The sequence below is a fragment of the Microbacter sp. GSS18 genome, assembly GCA_029319145.1.
Lineage (GTDB): Bacteria > Actinomycetota > Actinomycetes > Actinomycetales > Microbacteriaceae > Microbacterium.
This window is the reverse complement of record CP119753.1, coordinates 916,100-941,803: the sequence shown is the minus strand read 5'-3', so window position 1 is coordinate 941,803 and position 25,704 is coordinate 916,100. Positions and strand designations below refer to the sequence as shown.

Annotated in this window: 24 protein-coding genes and 1 tRNA gene; 7 read left to right on the top strand and 18 right to left on the bottom strand. The window is 71.0% G+C overall.

Translation table 11 applies throughout. The features are described from left to right. Nucleotides 1-50 precede the first annotated feature (50 nt). Both leuS and P0L94_04475 read right to left on the bottom strand, forming a co-directional pair. Entirely contained in the window at nucleotides 51-2,624 is a 2,574-nt protein-coding gene (gene leuS / locus P0L94_04480) for a leucine--tRNA ligase (GenBank protein ID WES65330.1), read from the bottom strand. Nucleotides 2,625-2,690: 66 nt separating this feature from the next. Next, nucleotides 2,691-4,028: an anthranilate synthase component I family protein gene (locus P0L94_04475; protein ID WES65329.1), complete on the bottom strand. Its 1,338-nt coding sequence runs from the start codon at nucleotides 4,026-4,028 to the stop codon at nucleotides 2,691-2,693. A 42-nt stretch (nucleotides 4,029-4,070) separates the two neighbouring features. Between P0L94_04475 and P0L94_04470 the strand changes: the two genes are divergently transcribed. The 4 genes from P0L94_04470 to P0L94_04455 are packed head-to-tail and all read left to right on the top strand — an operon-like array spanning nucleotide 4,071 to nucleotide 7,446. After that, a complete protein-coding gene (locus tag P0L94_04470) occupies nucleotides 4,071-4,751 on the top strand; it encodes a DedA family protein (protein WES65328.1) in 681 nt (226 codons plus the stop codon). Between the two features lie 5 nt (nucleotides 4,752-4,756). Beyond that, nucleotides 4,757-5,791: a DUF2183 domain-containing protein gene (locus P0L94_04465; GenBank protein WES65327.1), complete on the top strand. Its 1,035-nt coding sequence runs from the start codon at nucleotides 4,757-4,759 to the stop codon at nucleotides 5,789-5,791. A 46-nt stretch (nucleotides 5,792-5,837) separates the two neighbouring features. Next, the gene (locus P0L94_04460; GenBank protein WES65326.1) at nucleotides 5,838-6,536 is read left to right on the top strand and encodes an SOS response-associated peptidase; all 699 of its coding nucleotides are present in this window, start codon (nucleotides 5,838-5,840) and stop codon (nucleotides 6,534-6,536) included. A gap of 34 nt (nucleotides 6,537-6,570) precedes the next feature. Then, a complete protein-coding gene (locus P0L94_04455) occupies nucleotides 6,571-7,446 on the top strand; it encodes a hypothetical protein (protein ID WES65325.1) in 876 nt (291 codons plus the stop codon). On the opposite strand, the gene P0L94_04450 is transcribed toward P0L94_04455, so the two are convergent. Further along, nucleotides 7,447-8,655, bottom strand: coding sequence for a glycoside hydrolase family 3 N-terminal domain-containing protein (locus P0L94_04450; GenBank protein ID WES65324.1), 1,209 nt, complete (start codon nucleotides 8,653-8,655; stop codon nucleotides 7,447-7,449). 90 nt (nucleotides 8,656-8,745) lie between these two features. Here P0L94_04450 and P0L94_04445 point away from each other — a divergent pair, with 90 nt between their 5' ends. After that, a complete protein-coding gene (locus tag P0L94_04445) occupies nucleotides 8,746-9,204 on the top strand; it encodes a hypothetical protein (protein ID WES65323.1) in 459 nt (152 codons plus the stop codon). Between the two features lie 67 nt (nucleotides 9,205-9,271). Here the strand turns inward: P0L94_04445 and P0L94_04440 are convergent. From P0L94_04440 to rplU, 10 genes are all read right to left on the bottom strand, one after another. Continuing rightward, nucleotides 9,272-9,344, bottom strand: a tRNA-Ala gene (locus tag P0L94_04440). An 88-nt stretch (nucleotides 9,345-9,432) separates the two neighbouring features. Further along, nucleotides 9,433-9,810 carry a ribosome silencing factor gene (gene rsfS / locus P0L94_04435; GenBank protein WES65322.1) on the bottom strand — a complete coding sequence of 126 codons (378 nt, stop codon included), beginning with the start codon at nucleotides 9,808-9,810 and terminating at the stop codon, nucleotides 9,433-9,435. Then, complete coding sequence (locus P0L94_04430) at nucleotides 9,807-10,898, bottom strand: hypothetical protein (GenBank protein ID WES65321.1); 1,092 nt, start codon at nucleotides 10,896-10,898, stop codon at nucleotides 9,807-9,809. Before P0L94_04430 ends, rsfS begins: the two co-directional genes overlap by 4 nt. After that, nucleotides 10,895-11,491, bottom strand: a complete 597-nt coding sequence (nadD, locus tag P0L94_04425; GenBank protein ID WES65320.1) for a nicotinate-nucleotide adenylyltransferase — start codon at nucleotides 11,489-11,491, stop codon at nucleotides 10,895-10,897. Before nadD ends, P0L94_04430 begins: the two co-directional genes overlap by 4 nt. Nucleotides 11,492-11,499: 8 nt before the next feature. Beyond that, a complete protein-coding gene (locus tag P0L94_04420) occupies nucleotides 11,500-11,724 on the bottom strand; it encodes a hypothetical protein (GenBank protein WES65319.1) in 225 nt (74 codons plus the stop codon). A 54-nt stretch (nucleotides 11,725-11,778) separates the two neighbouring features. Continuing rightward, the gene (locus P0L94_04415) at nucleotides 11,779-13,038 is read right to left on the bottom strand and encodes a glutamate-5-semialdehyde dehydrogenase (GenBank protein WES65318.1); all 1,260 of its coding nucleotides are present in this window, start codon (nucleotides 13,036-13,038) and stop codon (nucleotides 11,779-11,781) included. Next, nucleotides 13,035-13,877, bottom strand: coding sequence for a glutamate 5-kinase (gene proB / locus P0L94_04410; GenBank protein WES65317.1), 843 nt, complete (start codon nucleotides 13,875-13,877; stop codon nucleotides 13,035-13,037). The genes P0L94_04415 and proB overlap by 4 nt, the downstream gene beginning before the upstream one ends. Beyond that, complete coding sequence (gene obgE, locus P0L94_04405; GenBank protein WES65316.1) at nucleotides 13,874-15,379, bottom strand: GTPase ObgE; 1,506 nt, start codon at nucleotides 15,377-15,379, stop codon at nucleotides 13,874-13,876. Before obgE ends, proB begins: the two co-directional genes overlap by 4 nt. A 93-nt stretch (nucleotides 15,380-15,472) precedes the next feature. Further along, entirely contained in the window at nucleotides 15,473-15,730 is a 258-nt protein-coding gene (rpmA, locus tag P0L94_04400; GenBank protein WES65315.1) for a 50S ribosomal protein L27, read from the bottom strand. 18 nt (nucleotides 15,731-15,748) lie between these two features. After that, the gene (rplU, locus tag P0L94_04395) at nucleotides 15,749-16,057 is read right to left on the bottom strand and encodes a 50S ribosomal protein L21 (GenBank protein ID WES65314.1); all 309 of its coding nucleotides are present in this window, start codon (nucleotides 16,055-16,057) and stop codon (nucleotides 15,749-15,751) included. Nucleotides 16,058-16,291: 234 nt separating this feature from the next. On the opposite strand from rplU, the gene P0L94_04390 reads away from it, so the two are divergent. Beyond that, nucleotides 16,292-16,576, top strand: a complete 285-nt coding sequence (locus tag P0L94_04390; GenBank protein WES65313.1) for a DUF4031 domain-containing protein — start codon at nucleotides 16,292-16,294, stop codon at nucleotides 16,574-16,576. A 5-nt stretch (nucleotides 16,577-16,581) separates the two neighbouring features. Here the strand turns inward: P0L94_04390 and P0L94_04385 are convergent, their stop codons facing one another. Further along, nucleotides 16,582-19,119 carry an Rne/Rng family ribonuclease gene (locus P0L94_04385; GenBank protein WES65312.1) on the bottom strand — a complete coding sequence of 846 codons (2,538 nt, stop codon included), beginning with the start codon at nucleotides 19,117-19,119 and terminating at the stop codon, nucleotides 16,582-16,584. A gap of 302 nt (nucleotides 19,120-19,421) precedes the next feature. Between P0L94_04385 and P0L94_04380 the strand changes: the two genes are divergently transcribed. Continuing rightward, a complete protein-coding gene (locus P0L94_04380) occupies nucleotides 19,422-20,039 on the top strand; it encodes a vitamin K epoxide reductase family protein (protein ID WES65311.1) in 618 nt (205 codons plus the stop codon). A 63-nt stretch (nucleotides 20,040-20,102) separates the two neighbouring features. Here the strand turns inward: P0L94_04380 and ndk are convergent, their stop codons facing one another. From ndk to ileS, 4 genes are read right to left on the bottom strand one after another with little or no spacing between them, the layout of a single operon-like run. Further along, complete coding sequence (gene ndk, locus P0L94_04375; GenBank protein ID WES65310.1) at nucleotides 20,103-20,519, bottom strand: nucleoside-diphosphate kinase; 417 nt, start codon at nucleotides 20,517-20,519, stop codon at nucleotides 20,103-20,105. Nucleotide 20,520: 1 nt separating this feature from the next. Then, the gene (locus P0L94_04370) at nucleotides 20,521-20,919 is read right to left on the bottom strand and encodes a DUF4233 domain-containing protein (protein WES65309.1); all 399 of its coding nucleotides are present in this window, start codon (nucleotides 20,917-20,919) and stop codon (nucleotides 20,521-20,523) included. Continuing rightward, nucleotides 20,916-22,274 carry a bifunctional folylpolyglutamate synthase/dihydrofolate synthase gene (locus tag P0L94_04365; GenBank protein WES65308.1) on the bottom strand — a complete coding sequence of 453 codons (1,359 nt, stop codon included), beginning with the start codon at nucleotides 22,272-22,274 and terminating at the stop codon, nucleotides 20,916-20,918. The genes P0L94_04370 and P0L94_04365 overlap by 4 nt, the downstream gene beginning before the upstream one ends. Continuing rightward, nucleotides 22,271-25,657 (bottom strand): isoleucine--tRNA ligase, encoded by a 3,387-nt coding sequence (gene ileS, locus P0L94_04360; protein ID WES65307.1) that lies wholly within the window; start codon nucleotides 25,655-25,657, stop codon nucleotides 22,271-22,273. The genes P0L94_04365 and ileS overlap by 4 nt, the downstream gene beginning before the upstream one ends. Nucleotides 25,658-25,704 lie beyond the last annotated feature (47 nt).

Sequence of the window (25,704 nt, the reverse complement as noted above, 5' to 3'; positions counted from 1 at the left end):
CGCAGGCGATCGGTGGATCGCCCTCGGCGAGATGCGGTTGGGGAGGAGACTCAGCGGGTGCTGAAGCTGACGACCTTCGGGGCCCGGACGATCGCACGCACGATCGGCCGATCGCCGAGCGAGCGGAGCACGCGCTCATCGGCGCGCGCGAGGCGCTCCAGCTCGTCGGAGTCGATGCGCGCCGGAACCTGCATCGTCGCGCGGACCTTGCCGTCGATCTGGACCACCGCAGTCACCGACTCCTCGACCAGGAGGGTCGGGTCGGGGTTGCGCCACGGCACGAGTCCCACGAAGGGCGGGTAGCCGAGCATCTCCCACATCTCCTCCGCCGTGTGCGGCGCGACGAGATCCAGGATCATGGCGGTCGCCTCGGCGGCCTCGCGCACGGCGGGGTCCGCGGCGCCGGCGCCGGAGTCGATCGCCTTGCGCGTCGCGTTGACCAGCTCCATGAGGCGTGCGACGACGACGTTGAACTTCGTCTGGTCGATGAGTCCTGCGACGTCGGCCAGCAGACGGTGCGTGACGCGCCGAAGCGACGCGTCGCCCTCGGCCCACACCGCGTCGGGACCGCTCGTGACATCCGCCGCGACGCGCAGCGCACGCGCCAGGAACTTCTGCGCGCCGGTCGTCGAGACGTCGTTCCAGTCCTTGTCGTCCTCGACGGGGCCCGCGAACGCGAGGGCGACGCGCAGCGCGTCGGCGCCGTGAGCGTCCAGCTCCTCCTGGAACAGCACCAGGTTGCCCTTGCTCTTGGACATCTTGGCGCCGCCGAGGATCACCATGCCCTGGTTGATGAGGTTCGTGAAGGGCTCGGTGAAGTCCACCAGGCCCATGTCGCACAGGACCTTCGTGACGAATCGGGCGTACAGCAGGTGCAGGATCGCGTGCTCGACGCCGCCGATGTAGAAGTCCACGGGAGCCCACTTGGCAGCCTCGCGGACCGGGAACGGCTCGGTGGCGCTGCCCGGCGCCAGGAAGCGCAGGAAGTACCACGAGCTGTCGACGAACGTGTCCATCGTGTCGGGGTCGCGCAGCGCCGGCTCGCCGGTCTCGGGGTCGACGGTGGCCATCCACTCCCCCGCGCCCCCGAGGGGCGACGTGCCCTTGGGCGTGAGGTCCAGGCCCTTGGCGTCGGGCAGGACCAGCGGCAGCTGCTCGTCCGGGACGGGCACGATGCGCCCGTCCTCGGTGTGCACCATGGGAATGGGCGTTCCCCAGAAGCGCTGGCGCGAGATCAGCCAGTCGCGCAGCCGGTACGTCTTGGCCGCACGCCCGGCCCCGGCCGTCTCGAGGATGTCGATCATGCGAGCGATCGCGTTGCGCTTGGACAGGCCGTCCAGGGCGCCCGAGTTGACCATGCGCCCTTCACCCGTCAGGGCGACGCCGGTGCGCGACGGGTCGATGTCGTCCAGACCGTCGCCGCCGAGTGCCGGATCGATGGGGTCGCCGTTGTCGTCGAGCTCGATGACCGGGATCGCACCGGTGATCGGCGCGGTCGTGTCCACGACGACCTTCACCGGCAGGTCGAACGCGCGCGCGAAGTCAAGATCGCGCTGATCGTGAGCGGGCACCGCCATGACGGCGCCGTGACCGTACTCGGCGAGGACGTAGTCGGCCGCCCAGATCGGCAGGCGCTCGCCGTTGACGGGGTTCACGGCCCAGCGCTCCAGGAACACGCCGGTCTTGGGGCGATCGGTGCTCTGGCGCTCGATGTCGGTCTCGCGCTGCACGGAGTCCAGGTAGGTGCGGAACCGCTCCTGCACCTCGGCGGAGCCGCCGGCCACCAGCTCGGCGGCCAGGTCGCTGTCGGGCGCGACGACGAAGAACGTCGCACCGTGCAGCGTGTCGGGGCGCGTGGAGAAGACCGTGACCTTCTCGTCGCGTCCCTCGATCTCGAAGTCGATGTCGGCGCCGACCGAGCGGCCGATCCAGTTGCGCTGCATCTGGATGACCTTCTGCGGCCAGAACCCCTCGAGCTGGTTCAGGTCGTCGAGCAGACGGTCGGCGTAGTCGGTGATCTTGAAGTACCACTGCGTGAGCTTCTTCTTCACGACCTCGGCGCCGCAGCGCTCGCAGTGCCCATCGACGACCTGCTCATTGGCGAGCACGGTCTGGTCGTTGGTGCACCAGTTGACCGGGCTCTCCTTGCGGTAGGCCAGTCCGCGCTCGGCCATCCGCTGGAACAGCCACTGATTCCACCGGTAGTACTCGGGGTCGCTCGTGCGCAGCACGCGGCTCCAGTCGAACGACACGCCGTAGGCGCGGAAGCCCTCGGCCTGCTGTGCGATGTTGGCGTAGGTCCACTCGCGGGGGTCCGCGCCGCGCTTGATCGCCGCGTTCTCGGCGGGCAGGCCGAACGAGTCCCAACCGATCGGGTTCAGGACGTTGTAGCCGCGGTGACGCCACGCACGCGCGACGATGTCGGAGTAGAGATAGTTCTCGGCGTGCCCCATGTGGAGGTCACCCGACGGGTAGGGGAACATCGCGAGGACGTACTTGCGCGGGCGCGCATCGTCATCCCCTCCGGCGCGGAAGGGATCGGCCTGTTCCCAGCGCTCCTGCCACTTCGCCTGCAGGGCGTGGGGATCGAAGGCGGCGTCGGCGGGCGCAGAGGTGTCGGGCATGGTCTGGCTCACGGGTGGGGTACCAATCGTGGGGTGCGGGGAACACGCGAAGGCGCACCTTCCAGGTTACCCGACACCCACCTCCAGCCAGGCGTCCGGAAGCCGCGCTCCGAGGGCGGCGAGCGGCCCCCGGGCCTTCAGCGCGACCTCGGCGACCTCGGCGCGGGCCACCGACCGCCACGTGATCCCGCCGCCCGCCCCCACCGAGGCCCCGTCCGCGCCGAAGACGATCGAGCGGATCACCATCCCGAGATCGACCGAGCCGTCGCGGCCCACCCAGCCGAAGCAGCCCGAGTACACGCCGCGCGGGGCCTGTTCGAGGCCGCGGAGCAGGTTCATCGCCGCCAGCTTCGGCGTGCCGGTCATGCTGCCCGCAGGGAACGCCGCGTCCAGCAGTCCGCCGACCGTGGTCCCCGGCTCCAGCGCGCCCGCGACGACGCTGACGAGCTGGTGGACGGCGGGATGCGTCTCGACCTCGAACAGCCTCTCGACGGCGACGGTGCCGGCGAGGCAGACGCGCGACAGGTCGTTGCGCATGAGATCGACGATCATGACGTTCTCGGCCCGCTCCTTCGGGTCCGACACGAGCTCCTCGACGAGGCGCGCATCCTCGGCGTCGGTCGCCCCGCGGCGCCGGGTGCCCTTGATCGGCGACGTCGAGACCCTGCCGCTGCGCACGCGCAGGAAGCTCTCGGGGCTGGCACTGACCAGCGCGTCCCCGTCGGAGCGGATGAGCGCGCCGAAGGGCGCGGGGTGCGCCGTCCTCAGGCGTGCGAAGACCTCGTCCGGGTCGTGCGCGCCGGGCACCGAGAACCGCGTGGTCAGGCACAGCTGATACGCGTCGCCCTCGCGGATGGCGTCTCGGCACGCCTCGATGAGCGCGGCGTACTCGTCCGGCCGGTGACGGGCCGACGTCGCCGGCTGCGGCGCGACGCCGTGCCGCGGTGCCGCGGCGCCGTCGCGGGCGGGCAGTCCCGCCGCCTCTTCTGCCAGCCCGCGCGCCCGGCCCGCGGATGCGACGGCCCACACGCGCCCGCCCGCATGATCGAACGCGAGCCACTCCTCGGCGCGGATCCACCGCTCGCCCACGCCGCCGGCGGGGGCCGCGAGGACCTGCGCCCCCGCCGCGGCGGCACCCTCCTCGTAGGGGATCCAGCCGACCCATCCGCCGCGGAAGGGACCGGCCGGCCACGGCGCGGCACCGGCGGCGTCGGCGAGCACGACCGAGCGCACAGCCTCGTTGTCCGACTCCGCCGTCCCCGTGCCCAGGTAGCTCCATCCGCGTGCCGCCGAGGGCCCGGCGTCGAGCCAGAAGACGTCCGTCCGCCGTGCGAACAGGCGTCCGTGCGCGACCGCGGGCTCGACCCATGCCGGCAGCGCCACTGCCACCACTGCGTCCGCCATCTTCCCAGGCTACGATCTGGCGGCTCGATCTAGGCTCGTGACGTGAACGAGTTCCTCACCTGGCTGCTCGACGGGGTGCAGAGCGTCGACCCCGTGCTGCGGACGGTTCTCGCGGGGATCGCGATGATGCTGGAGACCAGCGTCCTGATCGGGCTCATCGTGCCGGGCGACACGATCGTCATCGTGGCGGGTACCGCGGTGGCATCCCCCCTCGAGGGCGTCGTCCTCGGCGTGGTCGTGGTGCTGGGTGCGCTCGCGGGCGAATCGATCGGCTTCTGGCTCGGGCGCCTCCTCGGCCCGACCATCAAGCGCTCCGCGCTCGGCCGGCGCATCGGCGAGCCGATGTGGCAGCGCGCCGAGCGGTATCTGGAGCGGCGAGGCGGCATCGCGATCTTCCTCTCGCGGTTCCTGCCGGTGCTGCACTCGCTCGTGCCGCTCACGGTCGGCATGAGCCGCTACGGCTACCGCCGATTCCTGGCCTGGACGCTTCCCGCATGCGTGCTGTGGGCGGTCGTCTACGTCTCGGTCGCCGCTGCCGCCGCCGAGACCTATCGCGAGCTCTCCGACCGCCTCCACTTCGCCGGCTACATCTTCGTCGGCATCATCGTCCTGTTCCTGGTCCTGGTCTGGCTCGCCAAGAAGGCGATCGAGCGCGTCGAGCGCAAGCACTTCGAGGCGCACGAGCTTCCGATCCAGGAGCGCCCGGACGACGTGAAAGACTGAAGGGGATGCCCGAAACCGACATCTCCGAGCCCCCGAAGGTACTGTGGCTGGCGCGCCTGGAGCGCCAGTTCCACGCGTGGCGAGAGCGCGGCGCGCGCACCCGCGGACTCGTCCCCACGATCACGCCCTTCGCCGGATACGCCGGCGCCGACTGGGTCCGCGTCCTGGGACGCGTGCTCATCGTGCCGCCGCGCCGGCGCAACGGCTCCGGCGAGTACGCGGGCGTCCGCGGCTGGCGGAGCTTCGCCGCGATCCCGATCGGCTATGCGCAGGTCTCGGTGACGATCGCCGGGGTCACGCACGAAGTGGTGGCCGATCGCGGCGGCGTGATCGACGCGGTGCTGCCCGCGAAGCTCGAGCCGGGCTGGCAGACGTTCACGATGTCGGTCGAGGACGGCGACGAGGTCGAGTCGCGCACCTTCGTCGTGCCACCGGGCAAGCGTCTGGGGGTCGTGTCGGATGTCGACGACACGGTGATGGTCACCGCGCTGCCGCGCCCGCTCCTGGCGGCGTGGAACTCGTTCGTGGTCAACGAGCACGCCAGGCAGCCGGTACCCGGCATGGCGGTTCTGCTCGAGCGGATCGTCCGCGAGAACCCGGGGTGCCCCGTCGTCTATCTGTCGACCGGCGCGTGGAACGTCGCCCCGACCCTGGTGCGCTTCCTGCGGCGGCATCTGTTCCCGCCGGGGGCGATGCTCCTGACCGACTGGGGGCCCACGCACGAGCGCTGGTTCCGGAGCGGACGCATCCACAAGGCGACGAACCTGCGGCGCCTCGCACGCGAGTTCCCCGACGTGACGTGGCTGCTCATCGGCGACGACGGCCAGCACGACGACGACCTGTACACGACTTTCGCCAGGGAGCACCCCGCCAACGTCGCCGGCGTCGCCATCCGCCGCCTCTCCCCCGCCGAAGCGGTGCTCGCAGGAGGCCGCACCGCCGTCGACGACCACACGGCGGCGACGGTGCCGTGGGTGACCGAGTCGGACGGTGCGGGTCTGGTGGACCGGCTCGAGGACGTCGGCATCCTGACGTCCTGACGCTGTCGGAGCCACCGCCTATGCTGGCGGCGTGTGCGGACGATTCGTGGTTGCCGAAGTCGGAAACGAACTCGTGGGCGTCCTGCGGGTCGACGTCGAGGGCGACGATCTGCCCGCCCCGTCGTTCAACATCGCCCCCACCGATCGCGCGGCGATCGTCCTGGACTCCGCCAAGTCCGAGCCCCCCACGCGGCGTCTCGAGGCCGCCCGCTGGGGCCTCGTCCCGCCGTGGGCGAAGGACGTCAAGATCGGCGCGCGCGCCTTCAACGCCCGTTCCGAGGAGCTCGAGGACAAGCCCATGTTCCGCTCGGCACTCCACAAGCGGCGTGCCATCGTGCCCGCGTCGGGCTACTACGAATGGTCCGCGGTCGCCGGGCAGAAGATCCCCCACTACATCCACCCCGCCGACGGGTCCCCGCTGCTGTTCGGCGGCCTGTACGAGTGGTGGCGCGATCCGGAGCGCGGCGACGACGATCCGGAACGCTGGCTGCTGAGTTTCACGATCCTCACGCGGGACGCGATCGGCCCCCTGGGATCCATCCACGATCGCATGCCGCTGTTCATGGATCCCGACCACGCCGATGCGTGGCTGGACCCGACGACGGACAACGTCCGCGACGTCCTCGACGCGGCGATCGACGCGGCGCCGGCCGTGGCCGAGACCCTCGCGCACCACGAGGTATCGCGTGCGGTCGGCAACGTGCGCAACAACGATCCGTCGCTCATCGAGCCGGTCGCCGGCTGAACCGGCTCCCAGCCCCCCGTCGTATCCTCGACCGGTGCACGCAGCATCCGGATCCCCCGTCGCCCTCGACGAGGATCAGTGGCGCGACGCCGAGGCGGTCCATCGCGGAAGGGCGGATGTGCTGACGGCCGGTCACCGCAAGCGCGCGGCGCGCGGGGAGAAGCATCCGGTCGAGGACTTCCTGTTCACGTACTACTCGTACAAGCCTGCGCTGCTTCGGCGCTGGCACCCGGGCGCCGACGTGGTGCTCCGCGGTGCCGCGAACTCGGAGCGTGCCGGCTGGAGGTGGTACCGGCCCGGGCCCGGCGACGGCACCCTCGTCGTCGACGCGGCCGGGTTCGTTCGCGAGAGGCCGATGCTGGTCGACGCCGTCGCGCGACTGCTGGGTGCGACCGCGTCGCGGCCGGCCGGATTCGGCTGCTTCGGGCTGCACGAATGGGCGATGGTGTATCGCGAGGGCGTGCCTCGACACGACGTGCCGCTGCGCCTCGGCCGCGACGGGACGGATGCCGTCGTGCGAGCGAACGAGCTGCGGTGCACGCACTTCGACGCCTTCCGGTTCTTCACTCCCGCCGCCGTGCCGCTCAATCGCACTCCTCTCACACGCGCGGACCAGCCCCGCACGGAGCAGCCCGGGTGCCTGCACGCCGGCATGGACCTGTACAAGTGGGCGGTCAAGCTCGGCCCGCTCGTGCCGGGGGCGCTTCTGCTGGATGCCTTCGAGCTCGCGCGCGACATCCGCGAGCTCGACATGCGCGCCTCGCCGTACGATCTCCGCGGCTGGGGGTACGAGCCGATCCGGATCGAGACCCCCGAGGGGAAGGCCGAGTACGTGCGGCGCCAGCGAGCCTTCAGCGTGCGGGCCCAGCCCGTGCGCGCCGCGCTGCTGGCCGCTGCGGCGCCGGCGTGATCATCCGACCGCGGCGCAGTCCGTGCAGGGCAGGAGCGCCTCGCCGGCAGCCGCCAGCGCGAGCCTCAGGGTGGTGACGCGTCGGGCAGCCTCGTCGAGACGCTCGACGGGGAGCGAACCGTCGTCGACCGCGGCCACGATCCCGTCGACGATCCGCGGCGCCGTCGAGGCGTCGGAGTAGAGCACGGTGAGCACCATGTCGCTGCCCGCCGCGAGGGCCTCGACGGCGTTGGCGACCGGGTCGCGGTACTCCGGGATCCCCGATGCCTCGAGCATCCCGAGATCGTCGGTGATCGCGACGCCGTCGAACCCGAGATCCTCGCGGACGATGCGATGCCACGTTTCCGACAGCGATGCCGGTGCCGCGTCCACCTCCGTGTAGGCGAGATGGCCGAACATCACCAGCGGTGCCCCCGCCTCGATGCCGGCCCGGAACGGCGCCGCCTCTGCGCCGGCCCATGCGGACTCCGGCATCGACGTCGAGGGGATGCCGACGTGCGAGTCGCCCGGCGCCGCACCGTGTCCCGGGAAGTGCTTGAGTGTGGACAGCGCCGAGCCGGATTCGGCGTCGACCGCCGCCGAGACGCGCTCGGCACCGGTTTCCGGGCTCGTTCCGAGGGCGCGACGGTAGATGAACGATCCCGGATCCGCGGTGACGTCGGCGACGATGCCGAAGTTCACGCCGATCCCAGCCCGCAGGACGAGCGCCGCGCGACCCGCGAATGCCGAGCGCGTCGCAGAGGCCGGCTCGGACTTCAGCGTCGTCGCGGCTTCGAAGTCGTCCCACGGCAGCCGTGAGACGTCGCCGCCCTCCTGGTCGATCGCGAGGAGCGGTGGCAGTGCGTCATCCGGCGTCAGGGCGCGCGTCACGGCGCGCAGCGCTGATTCGTCGCGCGGGACGTTCGCACCCATCAGGATGAAGCCGCCGATCCCCGTGTCGCTCATGTACGCGCGCAGCGCGCCGGGATCCGTCGTGGGGAGGTGCCCCATGACCACGGCCGCCGCCTTCTGGCGCGTGCTGAGCGACGCCACGAGATCGGACGCCGAGGCCGCCGGAGCGTCCGGCGGCGCGGCCACCACGCCGACGGAGGGCATCGCGGGCGTCGCCGCCTCAGCGGTCGTCGCCCACGCGGCGCCGTCGCCCACGGCGACCGCCGCGACCGCGGTCAGGACACCGCAGACGACGATCTCTCTCAGGCGACGCTTCACGCTCCCACCCTAGGCGGCGTCGGCGGACGCGGCTCCGGCGGGCGACGACCGCGGTGGGATCGGCGCGCCCCGCGGTGCCATACTGGCGGCGTGTCGTTGGCGATGATCATCTTCCTGTCCGGCTTCTTCTTCGGTGCGTTCGTGATCCCTTTCGGCATCCAGGCCGGAATGGCCTCCTGGCTGATCTTCCTCGTCGTCACCGTCGCGCAGCTCGTGCGGACGTACATCATGTACGGGGTGGGCGTGGCGGCTTCGGGCACGCTCCAGCGCAGAGCGGCCCGCCGAGGCCGGCAGTATCCGCCCGCCGCCGTCAACCGGGTGGCCGACATCGCCAAGGACCGCGGCCTGCGAACGGCCGGTCTGGTCGCCCCCTGGATCCTCGCCTCGACCGCGGGACTCCTCATCGCGGTGGCGGCCCCGGCGGACCGCAGCAGGTACATCGGATGGATCATGATCGGCACGGCCGCGAAGTTCGCGGTGTTCACCGCGGCCTGGGTCGTCGCGATCGTGGTGGGCGGTGCCCTCGCCGAGCAGTACGTGTCGCGGTGACCAGGGCCGCACGGACCCTCCAGAGCACGAAGAAGCGCCCCGACGGATCGGGGCGCTTCTCGATGAGTGGACCTGAGGGGACTCGAACCCCTGACCCCCTGCATGCCATGCAGGTGCGCTACCAGCTGCGCCACAGGCCCTTGTTCTGTTCTCTCCCCTCGCGGGGCAACCCCATCAGCTTACTACATTCCGGGGCGCGCTCCGAATCGACGGCGCCCTCCGCGCGTGTCAGTCCGCCGACGAGTGGGCGGGCAGTTCGAAGGGCACGAGCGGGCAGTCCTTCCAGAGCCGTTCGAGCCCGTAGTACATGCGCTCCTGCTCGTGGAAGACGTGCACCACGAGGTCGCCGAAGTCCAGCAGGATCCAGCGCGACTCCTCGCGGCCCTCTCGGCGCAGCCGACGGTGTCCGGCCGCCAGCAGCCGGTCCTCGACCTCGTCGGCGATCGCCGCGACGTTCCGCTCGCTGCGCCCCGTGACGACCAGGAAGACATCGACGAGCGGAAGCGGCTCGGACACGTCGAGGGCGACGAGGTCCTCGCCGCCCTTCGCGTCCGCGGCGGCGACGGCGATCTGCAGCATCTCGAGTCCCAGCGGGCTCGCGGTCACGAGAAGACCCCCGTGACGAACGCGAGGATCAGCACGCCGACCAGCGCCAGCGCCAGCACGCCGGCGGTGATGGCCAGCACCATCATCAGGCGGCTGCCCTGTTCCGGAGTCGGCGGGCTGATGACCTCGCCGGCCGACTTGGACGTGCTCACCGCGGCGCTGGCCGCGATCGGCGTCGGAGACGAGTGCGCGGGAAGCTCACCGTCGACGAGCACCGCGTCGACCTCCTTGCCGTCGGCGGTGCCGGTGGCGTGGCCCGTGGAGCCCAGTCCGTCGGGCAGGTTGAACGTGCCCGTGAGGATGACGTCTCCGGCCGCCGTCACCGGTGCCACCAGCGGGGCCGCGCTGGGGGTCTGCGACAGGATCAGCGCGTTCGGCGTGCTCGACGAGCCCGAGGAGGACGGCGACAGCAGCTGATCGAACGACGGTGGGACGTCGGCGCCGCCGCCGGTCGCCAGCGCCGCTCCGAGGCGCGGGTTCACGACGCGCTCCTCGGCGGGCGCGGCAGGCTGCGCGTCGGCGACGGCGTCCGGCTGCTCGTCCTCGGTCGCCGGATACGCGAACGCCGGCGTGTGGGACTCGTATGCAGGCGCCTGCTCCTCGTGCGCGGGAGCCTGCTCCTCGTGGGCGGGAGCCTGCTCCTCGTGGGCGGGAGCCTGCTCCTCGTCCGCGGGAGCCTGCTCCCCGACCCCGGCCTCCGCCTCGGCCACGGGCGGCGCGGCGTTGGCGGCCGTGTGGGCCGCCGCGACCTCGGGCGTGATCACGGGCACCGACGCAGTGCGGATCCGCTCCTGCTGGCGCGCCTGACGGCGGGTGAGGGGTGCGACGCCCAGATCCACCGAGGAGTCCGGTGCCGGCGGCTCCGAGACCGGGGCGGGCGCGGCGGCACGCGGAAGCGGCGCCGGGTTCGCGGGTGGTGCCACGGGCGGCCCGGACGGCGGCGCGGGCTGAGAGGCGTTGGGGTCTTCTTCTTCGGCGGGTTCCTCGGTGGCGACCGCCGGCACGATGGGGGTCGCCCCCGTGTTGCGCAGCTCACGAAGTTGTTTGCGCGTGAGCGGAGGGCTCGCCGGCTGCTCGGGTGTGTTCATTCCTTGCTCCGGTAGAGGTGATGCTTCGCAATGTATTGCACGACCCCATCGGGAACCAGGTACCACACCGGGTGGCCACGTTCCACACGGTCACGACAGTCCGTCGAAGAGATCGCGAGTGCGGGAATCTCGAGCTGGCTCACATCCTCCGTCGGAAGACCTTCGGTGGTGAGCACGTGACCCGGGCGTGAGACGGCCACGAAGTGGGCGAGACCCCATAGTTCATCATGGTCTCTCCAACTGAGAATTTGCGCTATGGCGTCTGCGCCGGTGATGAAGAAGAGCTCCGCGTCGGGCCGCTGGCGCTTCAGGTCACGCAGCGTGTCGATCGTGTAGGTGTCGCCGGCGCGGTCGATGTCCACGCGGCTCACGGTGAATCGAGGGTTCGACGCCGTCGCGATCACCGTCATGAGGTAGCGGTCCTCACTCGGCGAGACATCCGTCTTCTGCCACGGGATCCCGGTGGGGACGAAGACCACCTCGTCGAGATCGAAGGACTGGGCCACTTCGCTGGCCGCGACGAGGTGCCCGTGATGGATCGGATCGAACGTCCCACCCATCACCCCGACTCTCGGGGCGCGTGCCGCGGCCATGCACCGGCCTAGTGGCCGTGCCCCGCCTTCTCGATGTCGCCCGCGTGCGCACGGGCGTAGGCCTCGGCCTTGTGCGCGTGACGATTGGCCACGTTCCGGTAGGACAGCGTCACGAGCGCGAGGGCCGCGAACGCGACGATCGCCACGATGCCGTACCCGACGGTCTCGAGGGCGACGTTGCCGTGGTGCTCGGACTCAGCCGCTGCGACGGTGATGATCGTGGCGAGGGTCATTCCAACTCCGTTTCGGTTCTCCCCCGGATGGAGGCGCGCGTCCAGTCTATGGGGTCAGGTGCGGACCTGCCCCGCGCCGCGGGCGAGCCACTTCGCACTGGTGAGCTCGGCGAGGCCCATGGGTCCGCGCGCGTGCAGTTTCTGCGTGGAGATCCCGACCTCCGCACCGAAGCCGAACTCGCCGCCGTCGGTGAAGCGCGTGGACGCGTTCGCCATCACCACTGCCGAATCGACCTCGGCGAGGAAGCGCTCGGCCTCGGCGTCGTCCTCGGTGATGATCGACTCGGTGTGGTGCGTGGAGTAGCGGCGGATGTGATCGAGCGCCTCGTCGAGGTCGTCCACCACGTGCATCGCGATGTCGAGGCTGAGGTACTCCTTCGCCCAGTCGTCCTCGGTGGCCGGGACGATCTCGTCGGCCAGCGACGCGACCTCGGCATCGCCGTGCACGGTGACGCCTTCCGCCTGCAACGCAGCCACGACGGGGCTCACGAGTCGCTCGGCCGCCGACCGCACGACCAGCACGGTCTCGACGGCGTTGCAGACGCTGGGCCTCTGGGCCTTCGCGTTGGCGACGATCGCCGTCGCCCGATCGACCGGAGCGGTGTCCGCCAGGACGATGTGCACGACGCCGGCGCCCGTCTCGATCACGGGGACGAGGGATTCGGTCACGACCGTCTCGATCAGCTGTGCGCTGCCGCGCGGAACGAGGACGTCGACGAGACCGCGGGCCTGCATCAGCTCCCGCGCACCGTCGCGGCCGAAGTCGTCGACGGTCTGGATCGCCTCGGGGTCGAGGCCGCACGAGCGCAGCGCGGCGCGCATGGCGGCGATGAGCGCCGCGTTGGTGCGCTCCGCGGCCGAGCCGCCCCGCAGCACCACGGCGTTGCCCGAACGCAGCGCGAGCGCCGCGATGTCCACCGTCACGTTGGGCCGGGCCTCGTAGATCGAGCCCACGACGCCGAACGGGACGGCGACCTTCGTCAGCCGCAGCCCGTTGTCGAGAGTCCGCTCGTCCAGGACCCGTCCGACCGGGTCGGGCAGATCGGCGACGTCGCGCACGGCGGCGGCCAGGCCCGACACGCGCGGCCCGTCCAGGCGCAGTCGATCCAGCAGTGCGTCCGAGAGGCCGGATCCGCGGCCGCGCTCGAGATCCTCGGCGTTGGCGGAGACGATGTCGGGCGCGGCCTCGGCGATCGCGTCGGCGATCGCCAGCAGTGCGCTGCGCTTGTCGTCGTCGCCGAGCAGGCCGATGCTGCGGGAGGCGTCCTTCGCGAGCTGCATGCGCTCGCGCGCGGTCGTCGCCGTCGTGATCATCCGCCCAGTGTACCGGCGGCCGTGCGCACGGGACCGGTCGCCGGCGGAGCTGCCGGCTCGGGGTTCGGCGCGAACCACGTGCCGACATCAGCGCCCGCGAGCGCCCGGTGGACGAGGTCGGCGCTGGTGACCAGCACGCCCGTTCCGGCGGCGGCGGCCAGGCGCGCCGCCGACACCTTGGTCGCGGCGCCGCCCGTGCCGACAGAGTTGACCACGACGGACCCGAACTCGAAGCCGTGCAGATCGTCGCCATAGGCGACGTGCGGGATCGGCACGGCGCCCGGCTCGTCGGGCGGGCGGGTGTAGAGGCACTCGATGTCGCTCAGCAGGACGAGGGCGTCGGCGCCGATGAGCGTCGCCACCAGCGCGGCGAGCCGGTCGTTGTCCCCGAACCGGATCTCGTGCGTCGCCACGGTGTCGTTCTCATTGACGATCGGCAGGATGCGCAGGCCGAGCAGCCGCTCCATCGCCCGGCGGGCGTTGGAGCGGTGCGTGGCGTTCTCGAGGTCGCCGGCGGTCAGCAGCACCTGGCCGGCGACGATCTCGAAGGCGCGCAGCGCCTGCTGATAGCGGTAGACCAGGACGTTCTGCCCCACGGCCGCAGCCGCCTGCTGCGTGGCCAGATCACTCGGGCGCTCGTCGAGCGACAGGAACGGCATCCCCGTGGCGATCGCCCCGGAGGACACGAGCACGATCTCGGTGCCGCGCGCGTGCGCGGCCGCGAGCGCCTCCACCAGCGTCTGGATCCGCGAGGCGTTCCCGCCGCTGATCGACGAGGATCCGATCTTGACCACGACGCGGCGCGCGATCGGGATGTCGGCGCGCGCGTTCGCCGTCATTCGGCACCCTCGGCGTCGTCGTGCTCGGCGATGCGCTCGGCCTCGAGCTCGGCGCGCACCTGCGCCTTGGCATCCATGCGCTCGTGATAGCGCTCGCGTCGCTCCGCGGTGGTGCGACGCCCACTCTGGTCCAGCCGCGCGTCCGTCCCGCGCGGAGCGGTGATCAGCTCGGCGGCGGACGTGAGCGCCGGCTGCCAGTCGAACACGATGCCGTCGCCCTCGCCGATGACCACCGTCGCCCCCGGAGTGGCACCGGCACGGAACAGCTCGTCCTCGACTCCCAGTCGCTCCAGCCGATCCGCGAGGAACCCGACGGCCTCGTCGTTCTGGAAGTCGGTCTGCTGAACCCAGCGCAGCGGCTTGTCGCCGATGATCCGGTAGATGTTCCCGTAGGTGCCGCCTTCGACGCGCACGTGGAACTCCCGGTCCGCGCCCTTGGGCCGGATCACGATGCGCTCGGGCTCTGCGGCCTCGACCGTCGCCGTCCGATGGGTCTGGACGATGTCGCCGAGGGCGAAGGTCAATTCGCGCAGACCCTCATGGCTGACCGTCGAGATCTCGAGCACGCGGAACCCGCGCGCCTCGAGGTCGGGACGCACCAGCTCGGCAAGATCGCGCGCCTCGGGGACGTCGATCTTGTTCAGCACCACCAGCTGCGGGCGCTCGGTGAGCGGGATCTGGCCCTCGGGCACCGGATACGCCGCGAGCTCGGCGAGGATCACGTCCAGATCAGACAGCGGGTCGCGACCCGGCTCCAGCGTCGCGCAGTCCAGAACGTGCACGAGGGCCGTGCAGCGCTCGACGTGCCGCAGGAACTGGAGCCCGAGGCCCTTGCCCTCGCTCGCGCCTTCGATGAGGCCGGGCACGTCCGCGATCGTGAAGCGCACGTCGCCGGCCTGCACGACACCGAGATTCGGATGCAGCGTCGTGAACGGGTAGTCGGCGATCTTCGGGCGCGCCGCCGAGACCGCGGCGATGAGGCTGGACTTGCCGGCCGAGGGGTACCCGACCAGCGCGACATCCGCCACCGTCTTGAGTTCGAGCTGGACGTCGCCTTCCCAGCCGGGTGTGCCCAGCAGGGCGAAGCCCGGCGCCTTGCGCTTGGGCGAGGCCAGAGCTGCGTTGCCCAGTCCCCCCTGTCCGCCCGGGGCCGCGACGAATCGCATGCCGGGTCGGATCATGTCGACGAGCACGTCGCCCGAGCCGTCCTTCACGACGGTGCCGACGGGCACGGGCAGCTCCACGGGCTCACCCGCGGCCCCCGACCGGTTGTCGCCCATCCCGAACCCGCCGTTGCCGGCGTTCCGGTGCGGCGAGTGGTGGTAGGACAGCAGCGTCGTGACCTGGGGGTCGGCGACGAGCACGATGTCGCCGCCGTTGCCGCCGTTGCCGCCGTCGGGGCCGGCGAGCGGCTTGAACTTCTCGCGACGAACCGACACGCAGCCGTTGCCGCCCTTGCCGGCGCGCAGGTGAAGCGTCACGCGATCGACGAACGTGACCATCCGGTCCCCCTCAGGTCTGGGTGCTCCCCAGGGTAAAGGGAGGGGGCGGGCCGAAGCCCGCCCCCTCCTGAAGACTCATGTGCGTGCGGTGGATTACTCCGCGGCCGCCACGATGTTGACGACCTTGCGGCCGCCCTTGCTGCCGAACTCCACCGAGCCCGCCGCGAGGGCGAACAGGGTGTCGTCGCCACCGCGGCCGACGTTGGCGCCGGGGTGGAAGTGCGTGCCGCGCTGGCGGACGATGATCTCGCCGGCGTTCACGACCTCGCCACCGAAGCGCTTGACGCCGAGGCGCTGCGCGTTGGAGTCACGACCGTTGCGGGTGGAGCTTGCGCCCTTCTTGTGTGCCATCTCTGCGTCTCTCCTGGCTTACTTGATGCCGGTGACCTTGACGCGCGTGAGGTCCTGACGGTGGCCCTGGCGCTTCTTGTAGCCGGTCTTGTTCTTGAACTTCTGGATCACGATCTTCGGGCCGCGCTCCTCGCCGAGCACCTCGGCGGTCACGGTGACCTTGGCGAGCTTGTCCGCGTCGGTCGTCACCTTGTCGCCGTCGACGAACAGCACCGCGGGAAGCTCGATCTTGTCGCCGATCTTCGCCTGCTGACGATCGAGGACGACGATCGTGCCGACCTGGACCTTCTCCTGACGGCCGCCGGCGCGCACAACTGCGTAAACCACTTCACACCTGTTTCTACTGGGGAGGAGCGCACGGCTCCGTTTGTCTTTGCGAGACTCTGCTCTTGCGAGACGAGGAAGTCTGTGGTGCGGAAGCGCCCGCCGGCTGCGGGGCTTGCCGGTTCGCAGTTCACGTCTGCGACACTGACGCACCAAAGGTCGAGTTTACCGGATGCCGGCACCAGAGGCAAAAGCATCGAGGCCGCGTGTCGCTCGGCGCGCTCTAGGATCGTCGTCGTGACGATCCTGATCGACGAACCGCGCTGGCCGGCGCACGGCAGGCTGTGGTCCCATCTCGTCAGCGACTCCGACCTCGCCGAGCTCCACGCCTTCGCCGAAGCCAACGGGATCCCCCGCCGCGGGTTCGACCTCGACCACTACGACGTGCCGGACTCGGCGCACGACCGGCTCATCGCCGCCGGCGCCCAGCCCGTGTCCGGACACGAGCTGGTGCGCCGCCTGCTGGCCTCGGGCCTGCGGGTCACCGCGCGCGAGCGACGCGAGCGCCGCGCGGACGGCTGATCCGCTCAGTCCCCGTCGGTCGTCGGCGGCACGGGGGTGCCGGTGAGCGCGGCCGTGGTCACGCGACGGCGCGACCGACCCTGGCCGGGCGCCTTCGGCTCCGGGAGGGAGCTCAGCACGGAGTCCAGCAGCATGTCCGTCTCGGTCTTGGGCGCCTTCTGCGCGCTGTCCTGACGCTTCTTGCGCTTCTTGGGACGATCGGACTTGCGCGGCTCCGCGGCCGGCTCCTCCACGACGGGTTCGGACGCAGGCTCGCCCTCCGCCGCCTCGTCGTGGTGATGGATCGTCGAGGCCGCGATCTGAGCCAGCGCCGACTTCACGCCCTCGGTGATCACGTGCGTGCCGCCGCCGTTGCCCGTCGCCGGAGCAGGTGCCGGATTCGACGATGCGCGGCTGCGGCGCGAGGACTGCCCGCCGGCGGGCCGGTGCTTGACCACGGGGTCGTGGTGGACGATGATGCCGCGCCCGGCGCACACCTCGCACGGCTCGCTGAAGGTCTCGAGCAGGCCGAGGCCGAGCTTCTTGCGCGTCATCTGGACCAGGCCCAGCGACGTCACCTCGGCGACCTGGTGCTTGGTGCGATCCCTGCTCAGGCATTCCACGAGGCGTCGCAGCACCAGGTCGCGGTTGGATTCGAGCACCATGTCGATGAAGTCCACGACGATGATGCCCCCGATGTCGCGCAGGCGCAGCTGGCGGACGATCTCCTCGGCTGCCTCGAGGTTGTTCTTGGTGACGGTCTCCTCGAGGTTGCCGCCGGACCCGACGAACTTGCCGGTGTTGACGTCGATCACGGTCATCGCCTCGGTCCGGTCGATGACGAGCGATCCGCCCGACGGGAGCCAGACCTTGCGATCGAGGGCCTTCTCGATCTGCTCCGTGATGCGGAACTCGTCGAAGGGATCGTGATCGCCCTCGTAGGCCTCGACGCGGTCCAGCAGGTCGGGAGCGACCGACTCGACGTACTTCGTGATCGTGTGGTGCGCGTCCTCACCCTGGATGAGCATCTTGGTGAAGTCCTCGTTGAAGACGTCGCGGACGATCTTCACCAGGAGGTCGGGCTCGGCGTGCAGCAGCGCCGGCGCCTGCACCGACTGGACCTGCTTGCCGATGTGCTCCCACTGGGTCGTGAGGCGCTGCACGTCGCGCGTGAGCTGCTCCTCGGTGGCGCCCTCGGCCGCCGTGCGCACGATCACACCGCTGGATTCCGGGAGGACTTCCTTCAGGATCTTCTTCAGGCGCGCGCGCTCGGTATCGGGGAGCTTGCGCGAGATGCCGTTCATCGAACCGCCGGGAACGTACACGAGGTAGCGCCCCGGCAGCGAGATCTGACTCGTCAGACGCGCACCCTTGTGCCCTACGGGGTCCTTGGTGACCTGCACGAGCACCTTGTCGCCGCTCTTGAGGGCGAGTTCGATCCGTCGCGGCTGGTTGCCGGTCTCGACGGCATCCCAGTCCACCTCGCCCGAGTACAGCACGGCGTTGCGTCCGCGTCCGATGTCGACGAAGGCCGCCTCCATGCTCGGGAGAACATTCTGCACGCGCCCGAGGTAGACGTTGCCGATGAGCGAGGCCTCCTGGCTGCGGGCGACGTAGTGCTCGACCAGCACGTTGTCCTCGAGGACGGCGATCTGGATGCGGCCGTTCTTCGAGCGCACGACCATGACACGGTCGACGGCCTCACGACGGGCCAGGAACTCGGCCTCGGTCACGACGGTGCGTCGCCTGCCTGCCTCGCGGCCGTCGCGGCGACGCTGCTTCTTGGCCTCCAGACGCGTGGAGCCCTTGATGCGCTGCGGCTCGTTGACGACCTCGACCGCTCGCTGGCGCGGCTGGCTCTCGCCCTGGTCGCCCTGGTCGCCGCCGTTCGAGCCGCCCCGGCGACGTCCGCGCCGACGCGATCCGGACCCGGGCCCGGACGCGTTGGCGCTCGCGCTCGAGGACTGCTCGGAGTCGCCGCGCTCGGCACCCGGGCGGGGCGGGAGCAGCGTGATCTCGGGGGCGTAGAAGTGCAGACTCGTCGTCACCTGCGAGACGAAGACCTCGGGGATCAGCCCCAGGCCGGCGGCCGTGAGCGGCTCGGGCTCCTGCTCGGGGGCGACGTCGCCTGACGCGGCCTCGTCGCCTGCGGTGGGTTCCGCGCCGCCGTCCGCCGACGGTGCCTGCTCGTCCGGAGCGGGCTCCGCGTCGGCCTGCGAAGCGGATGCCGCCTCCGGGGCGGGAGCGCCGGGCTCCGGCACAGCGTCGGCCTCGGGAGCGCGCGAAGAGTCGCTCGCCGCTTCGGGCTCCGGCACAGCGTCGGAGGCGGGCGCGGCCTCGGGATCGGTCGCCTCGGTCTCCGAAGGAGCCGCATCGGCGACGTCGGAGACCGGCGTCTCGTCCCCCGACGCGACCGCGTCTCCGGCCGATGCCTCCGGGGCGGTGTCCGCCGCTTCCGGGTTCTCCGGCGCGATCTCGTCGGCGGAGGCCTGCTCCGCTACTGCGGGAGCCTCGTGCGCAGTCGCGTTGTCGGGGTGGTCGTGTTCATTGTGCTCATCGGCCATCACTGGCTTACTCCCTGCGGGCGCACCGCGCGTCGCCCGGCGAAATCTCGTGCGGCGCCGCACCTGCGGTGCCGCGAACTCACTCGGTTTGCAGGCGGTCCCGGCTCATGCGGCGGGGTCCCGACCTGCGCGGGCGCTCGTCGCCCGAAAGTCTTGGGTGGTCGGCGACGGCGCGGCCGTCATCGATCAGCGACCATTATCGCACTTTCGCGAGGCGTTTGCCCGTGGCGCTCCGATCGGCCCCCGCGCGGGCCTGATGGAGGGCACTCGGATTCGCCGCCGGCGGTGGAAGAATCGGACGCATGCCCCCCACCCGGTCACACACCCGACCCATCGCGCTCGCCGTCTGGCTCATCGTCGCGGGGGTGATCGGCTGGATCGCCGCATTCGAGCTCACCGTCGAGAAGTTCGTGCTGCTCGCCGACCCCACCGCGACAGCCTCCTGCGACTTCAGCGTTCTGGTCCAGTGCGGCAAGAACCTGGAGTCGTGGCAGGGCAGCGTGTTCGGGTTCCCGAACCCGGTGATCGGCCTCGCCGCATGGATCGCACCGATCGTCGTCGGCTTCGCGATTCTCGCGCGAGCACGGTTCGCGCCGTGGTTCTGGTGGTTCTTCTGGGGCGGGTTCCTCTTCGCGTTCGGCTTCGTGTGCTGGCTGATCTACCAGAGCATCTTCAACCTCGGCACCCTCTGCCCGTGGTGCATGGTCACGTGGGCGGTCACGATCCCGTCGTTCTACGCCGTGACCCTGCACGTGCTGCGCAGCGGTCAGGTCCCCGTCCCGAACGCCGTGCGCTCGGCGGCCGATCGGCTCATGGCCTGGGTGCCCCTCATGGCCATCCTGAGCTACGCCGTGATCATCCTGATCGCCCAGGTCAAGCTCGACGCCATCGTCAACATCTGGAACAGCATCGCGGGCTGACCGTCCCGTCATGCCAGAGGGCCCGGGACGCGATCGCATCCCGGGCCCTGAAGACGTCGTCGTTCAGCCGAACCAGATCTCGAGTTCGCGGCCGGCGGACTCCACGCTGTCGGAGCCGTGGACGAGGTTCTGCTGCACCTTCAGGCCCCAGTCCCGGCCGAGGTCGCCGCGGATGGTCCCGGGGGCAGCGGTGGTCGGGTCGGTGGTCCCGGCGAGCGAGCGGAAGCCCTCGATCACGCGGTTGCCGGCGAGGCGGATCGCCACCGACGGGCCCGACATCATGAACTCCAGCAGGGGCTCGTAGAAGGGCTTGCCCTCGTGCTCGGCGTAGTGACGCTCGAGCCGCTCGCGGTCGGGCTCGACCAGCCGCAGGTCCACGAGCGAATACCCCTTCGCCTCGATGCGGGCCAGGATCGCGCCGGTCAGTCCGCGCGCGACGCCGTCCGGCTTCACCAGGACGAGGGTCTCTTCGATGGCCATGTCATTCTCCATTCGGGTTGTCCGGCGCGAGCTGCGCGTTCCGTCGGTCGAGCGAAGCCCCCTTGATCGTCGCATACGCGTACATGCCGCCGAACACGGCGGCGACCAGGAAGAGGGCGGGCACGAAGAAGCCGCCGACGGCGACCACGCCCTGCAGCACCCATCCCAGCGCGATGCCCCAGGTGTGGCGCACGAGGCCGCTGACGACGATCATGGCGGCGCCCACGACGGCGCCGCCGACGATGCCCCACCACGGCTCGATCGGCTCGGGAAGCGCGCGCAGCCCGTACACCGTGAGACCGCCGAGGAACGCGATGACCGATTCGAAGGCGAGGACGATCGACGCCAGCGACTCGCGCGCGCCGCGCCGCCGCCGGGGCCGGGGCGCTTCGGCGCTCACTGCTCCCACCCCGCCTTCCAGTCCTCCGCCTCGGCGAGCACGACCGCTTCGCCGGCGAGCACGACGGAGCCGGCCACGACCACCGCTCGGCGATCGGATGCGGCAGCCCATTCGCGAGCGGCTTCGGCGGCGGAGGGGAGGTCGTCGTGGACGGTCACGCGCCCGCCGCGATGTTCGACGAGATCCGCGATCGCCTCGGCGTCGGCGGCGCGGTCCGAATCGGGGGACGTCGCGAACACGTGCGCCGCGAAGGGTACGAGTTCGTCGACGATGCCCGCGGCGTCCTTGTCGCCGAGGATCCCGAGCACCACTCCCCACTCGTCGAAGTCGAAGGACGCCCGCAGCGCGGCCACGAGCGCGTGGGCGCCGTGCGGATTGTGCGCCGCGTCGACGATGACCGTCGGCGATGCGCCGATCAGCTGCATGCGCCCGGGCGAGGTGACCTGCCCGAAGCCCTCGGTGAGGATCTCGCCCGTGATCGGCTGCGACGCGCCGCCGAGCAGCGACTCCACCGCCGCGATCGCGAGAGCGGCGTTGAAGCCCTGATGCTCGCCGTAGAGCGGCAGATACTCGTCCGAGTACGTGCCCGCCAGGCCTGCGATCGACACCAGCTGGCCTCCCACGGCCAGGCGCTGCTCGGCCAGGCGGAACGCATCGCCCTCGAAGGCGACCGTCGCGCCCCGGCGCTGCGCCGCCGCACGCAGCACCGCCTCTGCGGCGGGATCCTGCCGTGCGGAGACGACCGCGGCGCCGTCTTTGATGATGCCCGCCTTCACCGAAGCGATCTCGGCCAGGGTGTTCCCCAGACGGTCGCGGTGGTCGAGGGCGATCGGGGCGAAGACCGCGACGTCGCCGTCCGCGGTGTTGGTCGAGTCCCACGATCCGCCCATGCCCACCTCGAGCACGAGGACGTCGATCGGCGCGTCCGCGAACGCCACGAACGCGAGCACGGTGAGCAGCTCGAAGAACGTCAGGGCGGCATCGCCCGCCGCCGCCAGTTCGGCGTCGACGATCTCGACGAAGGGCGCGATCTCGTCCCACGCGTCGGCCACGGCCGCATCCGACACCGGCTCGCCGTCGATCATGATCCGCTCGGTGAACCGCTCGAGATGCGGGCTCGTGAACAGACCCGTCCGCAGTCCGTGCGCCCGCACGAGGCTCTCGATGATGCGGCTGGTCGAGGTCTTTCCGTTCGTGCCCGTGACATGGATCACCCGGTACGTGCGCTGTGGGTCGTCGAGGAACTCCAGCACGCGCGCGGTGCGCTCCACGCGCGGCTGCACCCACTGCTCGCCCTGGCGCTGCAGCAGCGCGTCGTAGACGGCGTCGGCCCGCGCGCGGTCGCGATCGCTCATGCCTCCACCTCGATCCTGGCCACGGCGACGGTGAAGTCGCCGGCGTTCGCATAGGTCTTCTCCGCCACCATCGCAGTGTGCTCCGCCCCGTCGACGTCGGCGCCGAGCAGGACGCCCCGCGGCCCGGCGACGCAGAACTCGCGCGCGAGGGTCTCGCCGGCGACGTCGGCGACCCCGAACGCCGCAGCGACCGCCGCCGCGTCGTCGGCGTCCGCGAACGTCAGCGAGAGGCGGATGCGGTCGCTGACGTCGAATCCGGCGGCCTTGCGGGTGTCCTGCACGGCACGGATGACGTCGCGGGCCAGTCCCTCGGCCTCGAGCTCGGCCGTGGTCGCGGTGTCGAGCAGGACGAATCCGCCCGCGGGCAGGAGCGCGAGCGCCTCGCCCTCAGGGCGTCCCGAGGTCTCGAGCACGAGCTCGTACTCGCCCGGCTCGAGAGCGACGCCTCCCGCCGTCACCCGTCCCGCCTGCTCGGCCCAGTCGCCCTCCTTGGCGGCGCGGATCACCTGCTGCACCTGCTTGCCCAGGCGCGGGCCCGCGGCGCGGGCGTTGACCGACAGGCGATGCGTGATGCCGTACTCGGCGGCCGTGGTCTCGCCGAGCTCCACGAGTTCGACCGCCTTGACATTGAGCTCGTCGCGGACGATGTCGTCGAACTGCGCCAGCGACGTCGCCTCGGGCAGCACGACGGTGAGCCGTGCGAGCGGCAGTCGCACCCGCTTGCCCTCCTTCTTGCGGAGGGCGTTCGCGACCGACGACACCTCGCGCACCGCGTCCATCGCGACGCGGATGTCCGCGGCCGCCGGGAAGGCGGCGGCGTCCGGCCAGTCGGTCAGGTGCACGCTCCGGCCGCCCGTCAGGCCCTGCCACACGCGCTCCGAGATCAGCGGGATGAGGGGCGCGGCGACACGGCACAGCGTCTCGAGCACCGTGTACAGGGTGTCGAACGCCTCGGTCGACGACGGATCGGCCGGATCGACCCCGAGCCAGAACCGGTCTCGCGAGCGGCGGATGTACCAGTTGGTCAGCGCTTCCGCGAAGTCGCGGAGCTTCTCGGCGGCCGACGTCGAGTCCAGCCCCTCGAGGTCGGCGGCGACGCCCTGGACCAGGTCGCCGGTGAGGGCGAGGATGTAGCGATCGAGCACGTCGGACGAGTCCGTCCGCCACGTCGCCTCGTACCCCCCGCTCTCGGGGCCGCCGGCCGCGTTGGCGTACGTGGCGAAGAAGTACCACGCGTTCCACAGCGGCAGCAGGAACTCGCGCACCCCCGCGCGGATGCCCTCCTCGGTCACGACGAGGTTGCCGCCGCGCAGCACCGGGCTCGACATGAGGAACCAGCGCATCGCGTCCGAGCCGTCGCGGTCGAACACCTCACTGACGTCGGGGTAGTTCCGCAGCGACTTCGACATCTTCTGGCCGTCGCTGCCGAGCACGATGCCGTGGCAGGACACGCCCGTGAACGCCGGGCGGTCGAACAGCGCGGTCGACAGCACGTGCATGACGTAGAACCAGCCGCGCGTCTGCCCGATGTACTCGACGATGAAGTCGGCGGGCGCGTGCTCGTCGAACCACTCCTGGTTCTCGAACGGGTAGTGCACCTGCGCGTAGGGCATCGAACCCGAGTCGAACCAGACGTCGAAGACGTCCTCGATGCGGCGCATCGTGCTTCTGCCGCTCGGGTCGTCGGGGTTGGGCCGCGTCAGCTCGTCGATGTAGGGGCGGTGCAGATCGACCTCGCCCTGCTCGTTGCGCGGCAGAGTGCCGAAGTCCCGCTCGAGGTCTTCGAGCGAGCCGTACACGTCGACGCGCGGGTGCTCGGGGTCATCGCTCTTCCACACCGGGATCGGCGAGCCCCAGTAGCGGTTGCGGCTGATCGACCAGTCGCGGGCGCCTTCGAGCCACTTGCCGAACTGGCCGTGCTTGACGTTGTCGGGCACCCACGTGATCTGATCGTTGTTCGCCAGCATCCGGTCCTTGATGTCGGTCACGCGGATGAACCAGCTCGAGACGGCCTTGTAGATCAGGGGGTTCCGGCACCGCCAGCAATGCGGGTACGAGTGCTCGTAGCTGGCAAGTCGCAGCAGGCGCCCGTTCTGGCGCAGCAGGCGCACCAGCGGGGTGTTCGCGTCCATCCACAGCTGGCCCGCGACATCCGCCACCTGCGGCAGGAAGCGGCCGCCCTCGTCCAGCGAGAGGATCGTCGGGATGCCGGCGGCGTCGCTGAGGCGCTTGTCGTCCTCGCCGTAGGCGGGCGCCTGGTGGACGATGCCGGTGCCGTCGCCGGTCGAGACGTAGTCGTCCACCAGGATGCGCCACGCCTCCTGCGTGCCCCACGTCTCGGCATCCGCGTAGTAGTCGAAGAGCCGGTCGTAGGCGACGTCGGCGAGCTCGGCGCCGACCACCGTGCGCTCGACGGCTTCGCGCGCCTCCTCTGCGGAGGCGTATCCGAGGTCCTTGGCGTACCCGGCGAGCAGATCCTCGGCCAGGAGGTAGCGGTGCGACGCCGCCTCGACCGGGTCGTCGGATGTGCCGTCGGGGGCGTGGTGGACGTCGGCGGCGCCCGCGGGCCCGCCGGGCAGCACGACGTACCGGATGTCGGGCCCGACCGCGAGGGCCAGGTTCGTCGGGAGCGTCCACGGCGTCGTCGTCCACGCCAGCGCCCGAACGCCGGTGAGGCCGAGCGCCTCGGCCTTGACGCCGACCAGCGGGAAGGTGACGGTCACCGACGGGTCCTGCCGCATCTTGTAGACGTCGTCGTCCATGCGCAGCTCGTGGCTGGACAGCGGCGTCTCGTCCCGCCAGCAGTAGGGCAGCACGCGGTGGCCCTCGTAGGCGAGGTCCTTGTCCCACAGGGTCTTGAAGGCCCACAGCACCGACTCCATGTAGCCCAGGTCCAGGGTCTTGTAGCCGTTGTCGAAGTCGACCCATCGGGCCTGCCGCGTGACGTAGTCGACCCACTCGCGCGTGTACGCGAGCACGGACTCGCGGGCCTTCGCGTTGAACGCCGACAGCCCCATCTGCTCGATCTCGCCCTTCTCGGTGATCCCGAGCTGCTTCATCGCCTCGAGCTCGGCCGGGAGCCCGTGGGTGTCCCACCCGAAGACGCGGTCGACCTTCTTCCCGAGCATCGTCTGGAAGCGGGGGAAGACGTCCTTGGCGTAGCCGGTGAGCAGGTGCCCGTAGTGCGGCAGGCCGTTGGCGAAGGGGGGACCGTCGTAGAAGACCCACTCGTCGGCGCCGTCGCGGTTCGCGATCGACGCGCGGAAGGTGTCGTCGTCGGCCCAGAACGCGAGCGTGTCCTGCTCGATCTCGGGGAAGCGCGGGCTCGGAACGACGGCGGCCGCGCCGAAGGACGCTCCGGCGGAGGGGCGGGGATAGGTCATGTCGTCTCGCAGATGCTCGATTGTGCTGTTCTGCCGGGACGACCCTC

Excerpts from the sequence above, each read along its gene's own strand:
- ndk (WES65310.1), bottom strand. The coding sequence starts at position 20,519 with ATGGCCATCGAAGAGACCCTCGTCCTGGTGAAGCCGGACGGCGTCGCG.
- P0L94_04420 (WES65319.1), bottom strand. The coding sequence starts at position 11,724 with ATGACCCTCGCCACGATCATCACCGTCGCAGCGGCTGAGTCCGAGCAC.
- P0L94_04385 (WES65312.1), bottom strand. The coding sequence starts at position 19,119 with ATGGCCGATGAGCACAATGAACACGACCACCCCGACAACGCGACTGCG.
- obgE (WES65316.1), bottom strand. The coding sequence starts at position 15,379 with ATGGTCACGTTCGTCGATCGCGTGACGCTTCACCTGCGCGCCGGCAAG.
- P0L94_04365 (WES65308.1), bottom strand. The coding sequence starts at position 22,274 with ATGAGCGATCGCGACCGCGCGCGGGCCGACGCCGTCTACGACGCGCTG.
- ileS (WES65307.1), bottom strand. The coding sequence starts at position 25,657 with ATGACCTATCCCCGCCCCTCCGCCGGAGCGTCCTTCGGCGCGGCCGCC.
- leuS (WES65330.1), bottom strand. The coding sequence starts at position 2,624 with ATGCCCGACACCTCTGCGCCCGCCGACGCCGCCTTCGATCCCCACGCC.
- nadD (WES65320.1), bottom strand. The coding sequence starts at position 11,491 with ATGGCCGCGGCACGCGCCCCGAGAGTCGGGGTGATGGGTGGGACGTTC.
- P0L94_04430 (WES65321.1), bottom strand. The coding sequence starts at position 10,898 with ATGAACACACCCGAGCAGCCGGCGAGCCCTCCGCTCACGCGCAAACAA.
- P0L94_04415 (WES65318.1), bottom strand. The coding sequence starts at position 13,038 with ATGATCACGACGGCGACGACCGCGCGCGAGCGCATGCAGCTCGCGAAG.
- P0L94_04465 (WES65327.1), top strand. The coding sequence starts at position 4,757 with ATGCCCGAAACCGACATCTCCGAGCCCCCGAAGGTACTGTGGCTGGCG.
- rpmA (WES65315.1), bottom strand. The coding sequence starts at position 15,730 with ATGGCACACAAGAAGGGCGCAAGCTCCACCCGCAACGGTCGTGACTCC.
- P0L94_04380 (WES65311.1), top strand. The coding sequence starts at position 19,422 with ATGCCCCCCACCCGGTCACACACCCGACCCATCGCGCTCGCCGTCTGG.
- proB (WES65317.1), bottom strand. The coding sequence starts at position 13,877 with ATGACGGCGAACGCGCGCGCCGACATCCCGATCGCGCGCCGCGTCGTG.
- P0L94_04475 (WES65329.1), bottom strand. The coding sequence starts at position 4,028 with ATGGCGGACGCAGTGGTGGCAGTGGCGCTGCCGGCATGGGTCGAGCCC.